12 protein-coding genes and 1 pseudogene are annotated in these 16,207 nt (G+C 34.3%); 11 read left to right on the forward strand and 2 right to left on the reverse strand.

Features of this window, described 5'->3' with window-relative positions; genetic code table 11:
* Nucleotides 1-235: 235 nt before the first annotated feature.
* Entirely contained in the window at nt 236-1,078 is an 843-nt protein-coding gene (locus tag ACLN19_RS08305) for an SDR family NAD(P)-dependent oxidoreductase (RefSeq protein WP_413385255.1), read from the reverse strand.
* A gap of 727 nt (nt 1,079-1,805) precedes the next feature.
* On the opposite strand from ACLN19_RS08305, the gene ACLN19_RS08310 reads away from it, so the two are divergent.
* The 4 genes from ACLN19_RS08310 (at nt 1,806) to ACLN19_RS08325 (ending at nt 7,635) form a co-directional block, all read left to right on the forward strand.
* Nucleotides 1,806-3,344, forward strand: coding sequence for an ATP-binding cassette domain-containing protein (locus tag ACLN19_RS08310; RefSeq protein ID WP_413385257.1), 1,539 nt, complete (start codon nt 1,806-1,808; stop codon nt 3,342-3,344).
* Between the two features lie 179 nt (nt 3,345-3,523).
* Nucleotides 3,524-4,129: a protein adenylyltransferase Fic gene (fic, locus tag ACLN19_RS08315; RefSeq protein ID WP_413385259.1), complete on the forward strand. Its 606-nt coding sequence runs from the start codon at nt 3,524-3,526 to the stop codon at nt 4,127-4,129.
* Between the two features lie 1,999 nt (nt 4,130-6,128).
* A complete protein-coding gene (locus ACLN19_RS08320) occupies nt 6,129-6,932 on the forward strand; it encodes a MurR/RpiR family transcriptional regulator (RefSeq protein WP_413385261.1) in 804 nt (267 codons plus the stop codon).
* 1 nt (nt 6,933) lies between these two features.
* The gene (locus tag ACLN19_RS08325; protein WP_413385263.1) at nt 6,934-7,635 is read left to right on the forward strand and encodes an N-acetylmannosamine-6-phosphate 2-epimerase; all 702 of its coding nucleotides are present in this window, start codon (nt 6,934-6,936) and stop codon (nt 7,633-7,635) included.
* A gap of 258 nt (nt 7,636-7,893) precedes the next feature.
* Here the strand turns inward: ACLN19_RS08325 and ACLN19_RS08330 are convergent.
* Nucleotides 7,894-8,981 (reverse strand): annotated as a pseudogene (locus tag ACLN19_RS08330) (transposase).
* A gap of 779 nt (nt 8,982-9,760) precedes the next feature.
* Between ACLN19_RS08330 and ACLN19_RS08335 the strand changes: the two are divergent.
* The 7 genes from ACLN19_RS08335 to ACLN19_RS08365 all read left to right on the forward strand — a co-directional run bounded on the left by ACLN19_RS08335 (nt 9,761) and on the right by ACLN19_RS08365 (nt 15,731).
* Nucleotides 9,761-10,633, forward strand: a complete 873-nt coding sequence (locus ACLN19_RS08335) for a hypothetical protein (protein WP_413385265.1) — start codon at nt 9,761-9,763, stop codon at nt 10,631-10,633.
* On the forward strand, nt 10,623-11,837 hold the full coding sequence (locus ACLN19_RS08340) for a YcaO-like family protein (RefSeq protein ID WP_413385267.1): 1,215 nt from the start codon (nt 10,623-10,625) through the stop codon (nt 11,835-11,837). Before ACLN19_RS08335 ends, ACLN19_RS08340 begins: the two co-directional genes overlap by 11 nt.
* Before the next feature lie 12 nt (nt 11,838-11,849).
* Entirely contained in the window at nt 11,850-12,659 is an 810-nt protein-coding gene (locus tag ACLN19_RS08345; RefSeq protein WP_413385269.1) for a SagB/ThcOx family dehydrogenase, read from the forward strand.
* Nucleotides 12,660-12,762: 103 nt separating this feature from the next.
* The gene (locus tag ACLN19_RS08350) at nt 12,763-13,608 is read left to right on the forward strand and encodes a hypothetical protein (RefSeq protein ID WP_413385276.1); all 846 of its coding nucleotides are present in this window, start codon (nt 12,763-12,765) and stop codon (nt 13,606-13,608) included.
* Nucleotide 13,609: 1 nt separating this feature from the next.
* Nucleotides 13,610-14,479, forward strand: a complete 870-nt coding sequence (locus ACLN19_RS08355; protein WP_413385271.1) for an ABC transporter ATP-binding protein — start codon at nt 13,610-13,612, stop codon at nt 14,477-14,479.
* Complete coding sequence (locus ACLN19_RS08360) at nt 14,463-15,206, forward strand: ABC transporter permease (RefSeq protein WP_413385273.1); 744 nt, start codon at nt 14,463-14,465, stop codon at nt 15,204-15,206. The genes ACLN19_RS08355 and ACLN19_RS08360 overlap by 17 nt, the downstream gene beginning before the upstream one ends.
* Before the next feature lie 9 nt (nt 15,207-15,215).
* Nucleotides 15,216-15,731, forward strand: a complete 516-nt coding sequence (locus ACLN19_RS08365) for a LytTR family DNA-binding domain-containing protein (protein WP_413385274.1) — start codon at nt 15,216-15,218, stop codon at nt 15,729-15,731.
* The last annotated feature ends 476 nt before the right edge of the window (nt 15,732-16,207 follow it).

The following is a 16,207-nucleotide window of genomic DNA, read 5'->3' on the forward strand; positions in this document are numbered from 1 at the left end:
TTCTTTAGTGTAGAACACTTTATAAATATTGTCTAGTTTAGTGTAACCGATTCAAAGTTGAAAACGTAATTCAAGGGCATGATGGCAATTTTAAGACTGACCTCTTTACTATCAGGACAACGCATAAAAAATAAAAAGGATTCGGCTCTGTGTTATACAGAACTGAATCCTTTTCATCATAATGTGTTTGATTCTTAAGACTTGGGGCACTTGAGATACTTTTTACTATCTCTTATTAGCTATCGGTACTCAAACTCAAGTCAAGATGATCTTCGACTTCACTCAAGACACTTAGTGCTTTAGCACGGACACCTGCTACAGCACTTCGGTTGAGGTAAAGGCGTTTTGGTGCTTGAGCCATATCTGCCACCTCTAAAATAGCTAGGGCAACTTTTTTAGGATCGCCACTTTGATTATGGTTTAAGCGATCCAACTGTGCTAAGGTTTCATGAACAATCTCGTAGTCTTTAATAGCATGAGCTGGCTTTTTCAGAGAAGACTTATCTAAGAAATCTGTCCGAATACCGCCTGGGCAAATGGCTGTAACTTGAATACCAAGCGGTGCCACTTCATCGCTCAAAGCCTCGCTCATCATGATAACTGCCGCTTTTGTTGCCGAGTAAATCCCTTGCGTTGGCCCCGTCACTGTTCCTGAGATGGACGCTAGGTTTATCATATGCCCTGAGCGTTTTTCACGCATGTAAGGTAAGACCGCTTGTGTCACTTGCAAAAGCCCAAAGACGTTAACATCAAAGTTAGCACGTACACCTGCCATAGAGACTTCTTCGACAGCTCCTAAGAGAGCATAGCCTGCATTATTAACCAAAACATTAATCTGACCAAATGTTGCGACTACCTCAGACATGGCTGTTTGAATGCTAGTTTCGTCAAAAGCCATTGTTAAGGATAAAAACTGGTCTTTTTTCTCTGGCACAAGAGCGACTATCTTATCCGCTAAAGCTTCCCCATTTCGGCTGGTTGCAGCTACCTTGTAGCCTACTTTTAAAGCTGCTACTGCAATTTCAAAACCAATTCCTTTGGACCCACCTGTTACAACTAATACTTTATCTTTGGTCACTTTATTCTCCTTTTCAATCTATCACTATATTATCAATCAAAGCTTGCGCAGTTGATCTATTTTTGATGGCTTCAATCTTATGTACTAACAAGACATTTTATCATTTGAAGCATAGCCAAACGGATGATACTTGCTTTTTTGATGGCTACTATCTAATAGTTGGAGCCAGTATTTATTCAAAAAGTAGCTCATGTTTTTCCAATGTATCATGCGATTCAAGTTATTCAAATGCTATGGATTAATCAATTTGAGTGGTCTAAAAATAATTCTAATTGTCTATATTTGTTGTTTTATACTATCGTTGCGATGATTTTATTATGGAAGGTAAAAGTAAAATGGGATTAGCAATGACCATTGCTAACACGACACGATAAGTAAATGATTTAGTTGCTGTATAATATAAGAATTGAAAGAGGTGTATATAGATAATATTTAAATGATTGTTGAAACACACATAAAAATAAATATATAAATAAAGAAAATATATAGCTTACGGGCTTATAAGCCTATTGACAAGCATTTATCAGCGTGTTATACTGTGTGAAATAACACAGCGAGGTAAGGGGAAATGGACAAATAACAAGTAACCGACGATTAAGTATAGTGCTTATTTAGTGGTTTTCTTGTGTCCATTTTCACTCATCTCTATTTTAAGAATAGGGCTTTTTGAGCGATTTTTGACACACTACTAGATAAGTCGTGTGTTTTTTCTTGCAAAGGAGGTCCTATGCTACTCACAATTCATCATTTATCTTTGGAACATCAGGGAGATTTTAGACCTTTGGTGCATGATTTAGTGCTAAATGTCAATCAGGGGGATAAAGTCGCTATTATCGGAGAGGAAGGCAATGGTAAATCGAGTCTTCTCAAGGTATTGCTAGGTTTAGAAGAGGCGTTTGATTATTTATCCTTATCAGGGAGTATCTGTCGGCAGTACCATTCGTTTGCTTATATTCCTCAAAGCCTTCCTAGACATATGGAAAAGCAAACCTTAAACGACTATTTCTTTGGTGATGTGGATGCGGCTATTGATTATAGGTTGTTGTATCAGTATGCGGAGGAATTACAGTTTGACAGTGAGCGTTTTGCTAGTCAGCAGGAGCTTTTCAGTTTATCAGGCGGTGAACAATTAAAAATTCAATTGATAAAGGAGCTAGCTTGCCCTTTTGAGATTCTTTTTTTAGATGAACCTTCTAATGACTTGGATTTAGAGACAGTGCTCTGGTTAGAGCGCTATATAGCAGCGAGTGATAAGGCGATTATGTTTGTTTCCCACGATGAAGCTCTTTTGACAAGGACAGCTACCAAAATAGTTCATCTTACTTCCGTGAAGAAAAAGACTATTGCCAAAACCATTGTGGCAGATAATGATTATCAGCAGTATCGTCAGAATCAGCATAATGCCTACGAAAAACAATTTAAACAGGCTCGCAATGACCGTAAAGAGTTTGAAAAAGTCATGGCAAAACATCTGCGACAGAAGTCTCAAGTCCGCCATACCTTGTTAAACACTCACGATGCGACGGCTGGGCGATTAGTTGCTAAAAAGATGAAAAGTGTTCAGTCACGTGAAAAGCGTTATGAGATAGTAAAGGACAATCTGACTGAGATACCTTTTTCAGAAGAGCATATTGCCCTCTTTTTTAGCGATATTTCTCCTCTTAAAATGACAACCCCCTTACTTCGCTTAGAGTCGTGGCCCCTAGAAGTAGCTGGGAAATGCTTGATTAGCCATGTGAGCCTTAATCTATTAGCCCAAGAAAAGATAGGGATTGTAGGAGCTAATGGTGTTGGTAAATCAACCCTTTTGAAGTTGGTTTATGAGCAACTGAAAGAGAGACAAGACGTATTATTGGGGTATATGCCCCAGCGTTATGAAGATAGTCTTGACGACTCTAAAACCATACTTGACTTTTTGATAGGAGATGGAGGGCGTGAGAAAGAGGAGCTGGCTTTAACTTATCTAGCTCGTTTACCATTAACACGGCAAGAAGTTCATCATAAGATTTGTGAGTTGTCAGGTGGACAAAAAGCCAAGCTATTGTTACTGAAAATGGTCCTAGACAAAGCTAATTTTTTACTCTTAGATGAGCCTAGTCGTAATTTTTCAGCAGGCTCTCAACCGCATCTAAGGCAACTTTTTTCAAACTACCCATCAGGTTTAATCTGTGTTTCTCACGATAGGCAATTTTTACGAGAAGTCTGTGACAAGGTTTATCGACTTAGCGATAAAGGCTTAGAAGAGATTGATATTAGCATTTTATAAATACAGATTTAAATAAAGATAAAAACCATTGTTTAAATCTGTTAGGGTCGCAGCATTCATAGAGATAAGAAGTAGAGGGATTTTGTATAAAGAGAGTTTGAGTGACATATGATTATAAGTAGTGGAGATATGTGGTACAATAAAGACAAGGTATATCAAGATTTTGGAGGCTATAGCTAATGGTTTTGGAAAATAAATTAGGGATTAGTGATTCCTTAGAGTTGGCAAGAGTTGAAGAGAAGTTGAGTAAGGAGCAAGCAAAAATTATTTTTGAGCAAGATTTACTAGCAGACAAAAAAGCAGGAACTTTTGAAACTTTATCATTTATTCATATGATGTTGTTTCAAGATATTTATGGGTTTGCTGGTCAAGTTCGTGATGTCAATATAGCAAAGGGAAGTTTTCGATTTGCACCAGTTATGTATTTGTCTCAATCCTTGGCTTATATTGATAGCATGCCTCAATCTACGATCGATGAGATTATTGAAAAGTATGTTGAGATGAATATTGCGCATCCATTTCGTGAGGGAAATGGGCGTAGTATGAGACTTTGGCTTGATCATATCTTAAAAGTAGAAGTAGGACAGGTAGTTGATTGGTCGCAAGTGGATAAGGAAGATTATTTACTTGCGATGGAGCGCAGTCCCATTCGTGATATTGAGATAAAGCACATCCTAAAAGGGTCACTTACAACTAATATCAATAGTGCAAGTATCTATATGAAAGGTGTAGATCATTCTTACTCTTATGAAGGCTACTATTGGTATCGGACAGAGGAGTTGTGAGAGGACTATCATTATTTTAAGACTTGCTAGACCAACCTTTAGTGTAAACGATTTTATCGTTTTGTTTAATCTATTATAATAAATATCTTGACAGTTTGATAACATTAAGTCATAAATAATTGATTTTGTGATACAATAGAAATATATAGAAGTTCAAAATTTTTTACAGAAGCAGAGGGAGTTATGCTTATTACTGGAAAACGTATTTTTTACACCGTTTACATACTAAATATACTCGCTATGATACTTTTTGTGACTTATCGTTTAATTCAGGGTCATCCAATAAGTGCTATGTATATTATCTTATCGGGGACTAGTATCGTAGCGACTTCTCTAATACTTGCTATCATTAAGTCTCTCAAGTAAGTCTGTTATCGTTTGACTTGAAGGAGTATCCTTTATGATTAATGGAAGAGACGTTATCATGATAAAATAACGCTATCTTGAAATCATAAAAGGTCTTATTTTTCTTTCTAGGATTGCTGTTTTGGTATGAATTTTTACGCATAGAACATGGTTTAATCTGATGTATCCTTGTACAAGAGTATGTTAATAGAAGAACGATATGGTATTGGATGGTATGTTGTTTGTTAGTGATTGCTAATGTGATTATTTATCAAAAATATGAGTAATATCAATTTTAAAAGCAAGTTAATTGTAACTTGCTTTTTTAATGATTTAGTTATAGTATAAGGATTGAAATAGCTTCACATAAATGTTTAATTTACAATTAAAACAAATGTAAAAACTATTATTTAAATAGATATTTAAACATAAAATCACTCCTGTTGCTAGTGTGTACTAGGTTATAACAGGAGTGGTTTTTCAATCTGTTAGGGTCATAGCATTCGTAGAGATATGAAGTAGAGAGACGATAAAAGTTGGCTATCCTTCAGGAATGTCACCGTTCAGTTTAATATTAGTAATAGCGATAGTCCAACCCAAAATAAGCATGAAGATGAGAATATTCAAGTAAAAAGCAACTAGAGCTGAACGGTCTCCACCGTGATAAGTTAGATATTTATAGGCAAAAACGGCTGCTACGATAAGGAAAAGCCAAGATATTTTTTAAAAAAATAGCAGAATTTATCTATAATTTGAGACATTGACCGTATGTCATGATGTCTTTTGCTCGCTATTATATAAATAATAAGTAGGGTCAAACTACTAAACAGTGTAACGTTTAGTAACGGCTTTATCTCTAATTGTAGAAGATAGGCTGATATAGCGAACAGTGTTTCACCTAAAGCTAATCCTGCGACAAATCTTAAATGGTTAATCATGATAATACCTCCTGTACCTTGTAGCGATATAACTGTCAGCTTTTAAAGTATATGTTGTATAGGAGAACGCTTATTGAAACTAAAAAAATAAGAGATTCAATTCAAGTATTCACTTGAGATAAAGCTAAGCCACTTAGTATAATGATAGGGATAAAGCGTAGAACTTTGTCTTTCATCTATAAAGGCTCCTGCCAGAATAGTTTTTTATCCAACCCTACATAGGATTGGATAAAAAACAGTACAAATACGTTTAGCGACTTCATTATCCTTTTAGCACTATGAGTTAGTGTGAGCATGGAACTCATTGTGAGCTGGCTAATTTGCAAGTCAGAGGATAAACGTAAAAGCGACACAAACAAAAATAATTTATTTTTAAGCGCTTTCATTGTATCGTAAAAGACTCTTTTTGTCAATGTTTATGTTAGGTTGGAGGATTTATTGATAGCTAAATTAAGTTTTGAGTATGAGCTTATAATCAGTATAATACCTTCTCTTTTTGGACGTTATGTCCTAGAAAGAGAAGGTATTTTTATGTTGTCCTGATGAGTGATAGAGAGTTAGAATTTGTGAAACAAGGAACGAAAAGAGGCTTAAAATCTTAGAAAAGTCTCTTTCTAAGAAACCTGTTTCTATTTTGTTTCAATCTATTGAAATAGTGAACAGAAGGTGCTACAATCAAAATGTAAACGTTTACTTATCGTTGTGGGGGTCTTAACATGGCAATCCAAAAAGAACTGATTCCGATTATTGAAGCTAATCTGAGTAAGATGACAGCGACAGAAAGGGAGATAGCTGATTATTTTTTACATCATAGGAGCATTGACAACTTTAAAACCGATTTTTTCTGTGATACTCTTCATGTGTCTAAGGCGAGCTTAACACGTTTTTCAAAGAAATGTGGTTTTAGCGGTTTCAGAGAATTTCTTTATCAGTATAAAGAGATGACTAAAGAGCGAGAAGTGATGGTCTATAAGGAGTGGACGCAAAACGTTTTGTCGGATTACGAGGAGATGTTGCGAAAGAATTACTCGGTATTAGATGAGTCCAAACTTGAGCGTATCCAACAACTGATAGAAGGTTCTTCTAAGATTTATTTTTACGCTAAAGGGAGCTCTGCCTTGGCATTGCATGAGATGAAGGTACGTTTTATGAGGCTAGGTATCTTGGGAGAGGTCATGGATGATGACGATATGATGTTATGGACTAGCCTTCTGGTAGATGAGTCTTGCTTGGTGATTGCAGCGTCCATATCAGGTCAAACCCAGTCAATCATTAGGTCTTTAGAGACAGCAAAGCAAAACGGCGCCAAAACGGTTTTGATGACGACTAAAAATGTGGATGATAATACCTTTTGTGATGAGTTGTTATTGTTAGCGTCGGCGCAAAATTTATCTTATGGTAATCGCATATCACCGCAGTTTCCTATATTATTGATGACGGATTGTTTATTTTCTTATTTCTTAAATGATAGTGAGAGGAGACGCCACTACGACCAAACGATTATTCAAAAGGAGGAGTAATATGACAAAACGTTGGACAAGAGACACTTTTTTAGACCAAGTACGAGGTGGTGTCATTGTTTCTTGTCAAGCCCTACCAGGTGAACCACTGTATGAGGAGAGCTTTAGCTTGATGCCTTATATGGCAAAAGCAGCAGAAGAGGCAGGTGCTGTGGGTATTCGGGCGAATTCTGTCCGTGATATTGAAGCGATTAAGCGAGTGACTGATTTACCGATTATTGGTTTAATCAAACGGGATTACCCGCCACAAGAGCCTTATATTACAGCAACGTTGAAGGAAGTCGAGGAGTTGGTTGCTTGTCAGACGCCTGTGATAGCCTTTGATGCGACCAAACGAGAAAGGCATGATGGTCTTACGGTGAGCGACTTTATCCAAAAAATCAAGAACATCTATCCAGATCAGATTCTTATGGCTGATATTAGCACCTTTGAAGAAGGGCTGATAGCTATTGAGGCAGGTGCTGATATTGTCGGGACGACCTTGTCTGGCTATACAGATGATAGCCCTAAGCTAGATGGACCTGATTTTGAGTTGATGAAAGCTTTGGTTGAGGCGAACATTCCTGTGATTGCAGAAGGACGTATCCATACCCCAGAGCAGCTACAAAAAGCCTATTCATTAGGGGTGACAAGTGTTGTGATTGGTGGAGCTATTACAAGACCGAAAGAAATTGCGAAACGCTTTATTGATGCGTTGGATTGAACAAATTTATAAAAGACCTCTTAACATTATGTACTGACCCCAAAAAGTTAGACAGAAAAATCTAACTTTTGGGGTGTTATTTTCTACCATTTGTTAAGTCTATCAAGGTATTTGACGAAAAATAGTTTGAGTTCCGTAGCCAAAATAAGGAACTGATATTATTTTGGCTCAACGTTTCGTGTCAAAAGTGTATACAAAATCAACACCTTATATTGAAATTTAGGGATAAGGTGTTACAATGATATGGCATAAGCCATTTTACCGATTTTGGGTGAACGTATAATCGCAAATTTTGTTAGGCAGTATGAGATAATACATTGTCTGGATAAGACGATGCATGGAGGCAATCGTGTGTGGCTTGGTTGAAGTCGCCTGCGATTGTCTTTTTCGTTTTTTATAAAAGTCTGCGATATGGCAAGGATTAGTATGACTAGCTGAAACGATATTGTGAATACACTTGAAGAAAATCTTTCTAGCATAGGGATTGCCACGCTTGGTAATGTGTTCCTTAGCGAGGAAGTTTCCAGATTCGTAGTGTCTCAAATCAATCCCAATAAAGGCATTGATTTGATTGGCAGACTGAAAACGGCGGATGTCTCAGAATTCACCAATAATACTTGTTGTAGTTGTCTCAACGATACCAGGAATAAAAAGCAGAATATTATATTCTGGTAAAGGTTGAGCTAGTTCCACCATTTCGTCTAGGACGGCTTGCCTCTGTTCAGAAAGTCTAAGCAACTCTTTGGTATAGTAACAAACCTCTTCAAGTATTGGAGAGGTTTTCTTGACGGCACCATAAGACTGATTAGTCAGTGCTGTAAGTTTCTCAGTTAAGTAAGCCACACGCTTGTCAGAGATGCGTTTGGCTGTCTGTCGATTGACGAACAATTGACGAACGAGATTAGATAACTGATTCTGGTTCAAACTTAATACAAATTCCTTACTCGGAAAAGCTATGACCAAGTTCCAGTATTGTTCTAAGATGGATTCCAGTTCGGGGAAAGTGACTTGTAAGACCTTGTGCAGTCGATTCTTAGCTCTGACGATATCCTCTGTCAGATTCTGATAGAAGCGACTGAGATCACGCAAGCCATCCAATTGTTTCTTGGCTCCTAAGGGATCGAGCTGTGTATAAGCATAGTGATGTTCATCTAGAAAAGCTTGAAGACGCCGAGAATAGACACCTGTAGCTTCAAAAACAGTCTCTGGTGCTTGAACTTGCCTCAGGTCTTCCAAGAGACGGCTGAACCCAATGGCATAGTGTAGCCATGAACTTTCTCACCATTGACCAGAATGGCCACTTCTGAACTTACCTTGCTCACGTCAATTCCGAAAACAACTCGCATGATATTACCTCTTTGTCTCGAATGATCCTTGTTTTAGTGCTCTCATTTTCAATACTCGATGTCCAGTGTCAAAAAGCCCCACGACTTAACAAGACACCTCTACTTTATCATAAAGAAAAGCAGTGAGTACTTTCTCCCATCGGAGATTTCCTCACTACTAATCTTAGTATGTTTTTGCTGCATTTTATTTATAAGTTATCATGTCAAAAGGACTTTGCGAGCTCAGACAGTGTACACACTATCGTAAAAATAGAATCGTCAGTAAAGGTCGGACTGACACTTTTGGACTGATGTCTCTATTTTCGACGAGAATCCCAACCCCCTGTGCATCTTATATGTCAATTTTTGCAACTTATAGGCCAGAAGAACATCAATGTTGTTGATGGAGCTATACTAATAATGTCAAACGTGACAAATTTTAAACAAGGAGGAAACTTAAATGAAACCTAATAAACAAACATTTGCAATTTACGGATTGCTATCTGGTTTAATTTATGGGCTTATTTTCTTGTTTTGGAAAGGGTAAAAAGTTATGGAACAACTAGAAATTTCAGAATTTCAAATACAAGGTTTTGAAGTCAAGAAACTAGATACAGATGACTTCTTATCTAGTGATCAAATGAACTGGAGTGTAACATTATGCTGCTGTCCATGTTGCTGTTGTTGTGGTTAATTTTTTAACCCAATTATTAGTTGTCAACAAAGCACTATAGTGATTCATTGTTTTTCAAGTTGGATTCTATAGTGCTTTTTTATCTATAAATTAGGGAGTTGTGAGTATGAGAACAAATATCACTTATTATATCTCATCAGAAGGGAAAATCTATATCAAGGATGGAACAAATATTTATGAATTGAAAGATTTCCCACAGAAAGAGTTTGAATTGTGTTGGAAAAGTTTACAAAATAGGAATCATAGAGATATTGATGATAGTTTAATTTCTTTAAGGGAAAGTTTAATGAATTTTTTGAATTCTATAGGTGCCTTTAATGTGGTTCGTAGTATTGAAGAACAATTGAATAATGTTGGGTTAGATGGGTCTGGAAAATTTAGTAATTTTACTGTTGGTGTATGTGGTGACCAAGATCTTGTTAAATATTACTGTGAACAATATAACACGACTTATAATACTATTGAGATAAAAACATTTACAGAAAACTTTGATTTTGGTTTGATTTTATCTAGGGATAGTAATGTAAAACAGTATTTACAGTACAATAGAAAATTATATCCTACAGGAAAGGTATTTGATAGCTTATTGTTTTCACAGTTCAGTTTTATTATTGGTCCACATACTGTTCCGAAATATACTTCTTGTATTGAATGTATGCGTCTTCATGAAGTTGATAATAATTTTTATGGAAATATTTTAACTAAATTTGATAAGATTGACATTGATAGTCAAGAATTTGTTCCTGAACTAATGTTGAATTTAGGGCTTTCTTTTTATGAAATACAATTATTGAAACAAATCTTAAGTGATAGAAAAGATGCTGTAGAAGTTGAAAATTCTCAGAAAGTTTTATCCTATCAATTATTAGAAGGAATTTGGGAAGAGCATCATTTGTTAAAACATCCAAATTGTAGTTGTTGTTTTCCAAGAGAAATGACGAACAAACAGATTTTTGAGGTGAATGTAAATGGTAATTAGAAAAGCTCATAGATCGATATTTGTAGATGAGAGATATGGTCTAATAAAAAATATTTATAATTTACCAACATTTGCAGGCCTACCAAGAGTACATGTGAAGATGGCTTTTGGTGGAGATTATTTCACAGCGGGTTTTAATGCCAGTGGAGCTGGTATTACTGAACAGTCAGCAGAAAATTCTGCAATTGGAGAATATATTGAGAGATATTCTTGTCTACACCCTAGATCAGAAATAATTACTTGTGAATCAGACAGAAAAATATTACCCTCAGTATTTGATGCAAGAGCTGATGATGGATTAGAAAATTATGATTGGATAAATGCTATCAATGTTATCAATTCAACTCAAGTTCAAATACCAATTGATTGTGTGTATTTAACGTATAGAGGGAAAGGAAATTCGTGGGTTACGACTTCGACTGGTGCAGCTTGTGGAGAAAGTTTAGAACAGTGTATGTGGAAAGGAGTTGCAGAGATTTTTGAAAGAGATGCTTTTCAATACATATGGCGTAGGCAACTTTCTTGTCCTAAAATAGATATTGATGAAAATAGTGAATTAAAAGTATTTTTTGATAAATATATCAAATCTCCAAATATTGAGTTTTCTATTTATAAAATGGAGTTAGATTGGAATGTACCGGCAGTTTTTGGTGTAGCAGAATTTCCTAATGGTGGATGTGTAGTTGGAGCTAGTGTAAGACGTACGTGGATTGAAGCTTGTAAGAAAACATTAGTAGAACTTTCTCAGAGTGTTATCGGATATGCTGCATTAATTTTTGATCCCAAACGTGAAAATATTATGGATTATTCATTGATTAACGAATACCAGGACCATTCATTATTGTATCTGTCAGACGGGATGTCTACACATTTGACATTTTTAGATAATGGGGAACGATTCTCTTTACCAGATGAATTAATTGTGGAAAATGATAAAGAGATTGCAGAATATTTTATCGATGCGGTAAGACGGATTAGAAAAGAAGCTTATTTTGTAGATGTGACTTCAAAAGAAATCAGTTCTTTAAATTGGTTAGTTGGTAAAACGATTATACCAGATATGTTAGATATTGAACCGAATTTTATTAAATATTTAGAAGCTAATCGTTTGACTGAGATTGATAAGAATTTGATTGAGTTAGGATTACGAACAGAAAAAGAGTTGAGAAATCCTCAACCAACTGTTCCTCATCCATTTCCGTGATTGGAGGTTGAGATGGACGATTTTAAATTTACGATGATTAGTAACTATTATGCTTGTAAATTATCTGATGATGACTATTTACTGCAATTATTTCATCAGAATACAAAACATGGAAATCAGTACTTGATGAGGAATATGTTCCAATCTAGAACTTTGCTAAATAATAAAAATTTTTTAAAGGCTAGCTCTGTTAGAGAAAAGCAATACCCTCTCTGTGAAAAAGTTCAACTACAGAATCGAACAAAAGATCTATTGATGGACTGTATGTATAATAGACGCTCGCAAGTAAAAGAGCCTGTTACAAATTATGTTCTAACAGAAGAAATTATTTCAGATATTTTTTGGTCGGGTTATGGATTAAATTATAAACATACGAGGGTAGTTCCTTCAGGAGGAGCGTTATTTCCTCTTGAATTATATGGGGTTGTTATGCAAGATGTAGGAAGGATAAAAAAGGGGTTATATCACTATAGTCCATCTTCTAATACGTTGGAACTGATTTCAGAAGAGGAAGATGTTTTTAATATTACTTCCTACATTATGATGTTACAAAATCTTGAGAATACTTCTTTAGTTTTATTTACTACTGCCATTTTTAGCAGGATGACCTTTAAATATGATGCAAGGGCGTATAGGTACTTGTTATTAGAAGCAGGGGCAATGTTGCAGAATATTTCTCTAGTAGCTACTAAATATAAATTAGTTAGCACATGTATTGGTGGAACTGATGATAATAAAGTTGAAGAATTACTAGGGATTGATGGCATTAAGGAGAGTTTAGTTAATTGTTTACTCCTTACCAAAGATGGAAGTTGGAAATAAAATGAAATACTATGCTATAAAAAGAGATGAAAAAAGTTCTCACAGTACTATATATATTGTATGCTCTAATTTTGAAAAAGATAAATTTCATATCATGGAACATATGATTATGAGTTTTCTTTCAAAAAAAGACATTCGAGGAGTAGATGCAGTGACAACAGAAGATTTTATAAAGTTTAAAATTTTTAACCCACTCATAGATTTACAGGAACTTATGAAAATTATTAATTCTGACTTGTGGTTTTCAGAAGAATCGTATTATTTTGCTTTGTCAGAAATAAAACAAGAGAATGCTTTAATTAACTCTAACATCAGTAATTTGTTGAACAAAATTATTTGTAAAAACCATAAACGAGAAGGGAATATTCCATTTGAAAGTTATAAAGAGTGGTTTTATAAAGTATTATCTTCAATGAGTTATATGGTAATCTCTAATCAAATTGCAAAAAGTGCAGATTTCTCTAGAAATTGTGTTGATTTATCTGAATTAATAAGTAGTTCAAATAGCGGAGTTCTTAGCTATAATAATGTTGATTTTTTCTATTCATATATTAAGTTAGCACTTTCAGATATTCCCAACTTTTCTAGTTTTTATTTCTTACAAAATTTTTCGAATCATATTAATAAAAGATTGAAGAAGTTGAGGGATTCGGGTATTTATTATGCATTTTGTTTTTGTAAATATCATAGAGAATATATAGAGTTTTTTATCGTTATTTCAATAAATAAAACAGTTCCAACTTGTTATGACTATATTATTGATGAACTAACTTCTATTTACAAATCTTATAATTATCATGAAAATCATGATAATAGAGTGCAGGAATTTAAAGAAGATTTGTGCGCAATATATTTGACAGATGCATTTATTGAGAGTCATGTTCCTGAATTTACTTCTGTTCAGAGAGATTTTGTGAATAAAATGATTGTAATGTTGGATGGTGATTAAAGTGAATAATGTTGTTGAAATATCAAATATTACCAAGTCGTTCAAAAATAAACCAATATTAAAAGGTGTTGACTTGGTTGTGAACAAGGGTGACATCATTGGACTTTTGGGTTTGAATGGTGAAGGAAAGTCCACTTTAATAAAAATAATTTTAGGCATACTTCCTCAAGATTATGGGGAGATTAAGAGAAATTTTGAGATTAAATCTGATGTTGGGGTTATGTTACAGGAAATTTCGATGCCTGAGAAGATGAAGGTCTATGAATGGTTAGATATGGTGAAGCGCTTTTCAACCCATTTCAAATCAGTCGAAAGTGTTTTAGATAGTGTTAATTTAAGAACAGTGAAGAATAAATATTGTGATTCTTTATCAGGTGGACAACAAAGACGAGTTCAATTTGCTACTGCGATTATAAATAATCCTAAAGTACTTATATTGGATGAACCGACAGTAGGGATGGATGTCGTATCAAAAAAAGTATTTTGGGAGATGTTAAACACGTTTTCGTTCAGAAAAGATTTGACAATAATCTTAATTAGTCATGATATGGAGGAAGTCGCTGAATTCTGTAACAGAGTACTTATTTTGTCAAAGGGACTATTAGTTTCAGATAGTAAAATGACTAATGTTCAGGATAAAATCGAAAAAAGGTCATCGTATTCAATAGATAAGAGTCAAATAACTCAAGAACAATTAGAAGCAATAACAAAGTTTAGTTTTGAAGAGACTAATTCTGAAATAAAATTTAAGTATCAAATGATAGATGAAGTAGTATCTTTAGGAAGCATTCCTATGTCGATTATCAAAAAGAATCAAAGTAATCTAAGTCAGTATTTTATAGAGGTATTAGAAAATGAAACAAGTGAGTAGTCTTCTTTTTTTAATATGGCTAGATATAAAAAGAGTTTTTAGGGACACTAAATATGTATTATTTATTATTGCTTTGCCAGTTATTTTTTATATGATATACACTGCGATTTTTCCTGAGAATGCTAATGTTAACGGTGTCCCATGGTCAGCGTATTGTTTAATTTCTATGATTGCTTTTGGTATTATGGGTAACGCAATCAATCTACTTGGTACTAAAATTGCAGATGAACGCCAAAAAAAATGGTATACTTATTTGAAAGTATCTCCAGTTAATTCTATTTATTATGTCATTAGTCATGTGTTTTCGTATTTGTTAATCTCAGTTGCTTTTACGTTTCTTATGTTTGTAGTTGCTTACTTTTATAAAGGAATCAACTTAGGAGTACTTGAGACGATTAATATAGGAATTATACTAAATATTGGAAGTATTGTATTTTTGATGATGGCCTTGCTAATTGGTAGATTAGATAGTTTGTCTCAACCAGTCGGGACCATAACATATTTAGTGCTTTCTTTTTTAGGTGGTTTATGGATGCCAGTGGCTGCTATGCCTAAATTTCTTTCTCAGATTGCAACTTTCTTGCCGTCATATAACTATGCCCTACTGGGGTGGCGATTGTTAGAAAATAAAGGTATTGATGTTAGATCCGTAACTATTCTCTTTATTTATATTATATGCTTCTTGGGAATCTATGTCTTATTGCAGAGAAAGGAGCAAGCTAATTAGGAGGCTTTTTTGAAAATAAACGAGTACTTTGGAAATATATCTCAATTAGAGAAACTCTTGTCCGATTGGATTGATTTACCAGTCTCTTTACACGTACGCTCAGCAGAGGCGAAAAATATAACATTTCTTTTTGAAAATTTCAGTGAGGAAGAGATTGTTAATTTTTTTAAAGATAATATTCAACAGGCTGAACATGCTGTTATTGGTTATAGACAAGATGATAGTTATGGAGATATCTTAGGAAAATGTGATTATAGGGATGTGCTATATTTTGAAGGTATTGGTGATAAGGTATATGCTTATGCTGACAATCTCACTTTGCGTCTCAAAAATAAGCTGTATGAGATAGAAGAGTTCAGCAAATTATATGTGAGAATTAGTAAATCTTTTATTGTTAATATATTAGTTGTAGAAAAAATTTATCCTTCTCTGAATGGAAAATTTATCATTGAATTAACAGATGGTCAAAACTTAACGGTTTCTCGAAAATATAAAAAACAATTTTTAGAGTACTTGGAGGATTAGTAGTGATATATTTAAAAAAACTTCTACTCTTGCTTTGCGTTGGTGCAATCTATAATCTATATTTTACTCTCATCAATTCAAGTTTAACGTCTTGGATCAATATTATTATTTTCATCATATTCGGATATGTTGAAATGTTTATTTTAGAGTTATTATTTAAATATTCTATGACATTTCAGAAAAATATCTATATCCAAATACTGACTATATTTTTAATATCTAGTATAGTTGAAATAGCCTATATGCTGGTTACTGGCTTGAGTTTTACCATAGCAATTCATTTTGTTTTGCTAGGAATACCTATTACAATCATTGGCTTATTGTATTGGAAATATCATGTTGATAAATTTGAAAAATTATTAAGAGATAAAAAATCTAATCTCTCAAATTGATATTCATCATTAACGTTGTTATAGTCAACTGAAACAAGAGAAGGACAAAAGTGCCTCTAGAAAAGTATCGCAATTAGACAATAC

The organism is Streptococcus lishijunsis, assembly GCF_047290665.1.
Taxonomy (GTDB): domain Bacteria; phylum Bacillota; class Bacilli; order Lactobacillales; family Streptococcaceae; genus Streptococcus.

Coding starts and splice junctions, on each gene's coding strand:
- ACLN19_RS08310 (WP_413385257.1), top strand. CDS start 1,806: ATGCTACTCACAATTCATCATTTATCTTTGGAACATCAGGGAGATTTT.
- fic (WP_413385259.1), top strand. CDS start 3,524: ATGGTTTTGGAAAATAAATTAGGGATTAGTGATTCCTTAGAGTTGGCA.
- ACLN19_RS08320 (WP_413385261.1), top strand. CDS start 6,129: ATGGCAATCCAAAAAGAACTGATTCCGATTATTGAAGCTAATCTGAGT.
- ACLN19_RS08325 (WP_413385263.1), top strand. CDS start 6,934: ATGACAAAACGTTGGACAAGAGACACTTTTTTAGACCAAGTACGAGGT.
- ACLN19_RS08335 (WP_413385265.1), top strand. CDS start 9,761: ATGAGAACAAATATCACTTATTATATCTCATCAGAAGGGAAAATCTAT.
- ACLN19_RS08340 (WP_413385267.1), top strand. CDS start 10,623: ATGGTAATTAGAAAAGCTCATAGATCGATATTTGTAGATGAGAGATAT.
- ACLN19_RS08345 (WP_413385269.1), top strand. CDS start 11,850: ATGGACGATTTTAAATTTACGATGATTAGTAACTATTATGCTTGTAAA.
- ACLN19_RS08350 (WP_413385276.1), top strand. CDS start 12,763: ATGATTATGAGTTTTCTTTCAAAAAAAGACATTCGAGGAGTAGATGCA.
- ACLN19_RS08360 (WP_413385273.1), top strand. CDS start 14,463: ATGAAACAAGTGAGTAGTCTTCTTTTTTTAATATGGCTAGATATAAAA.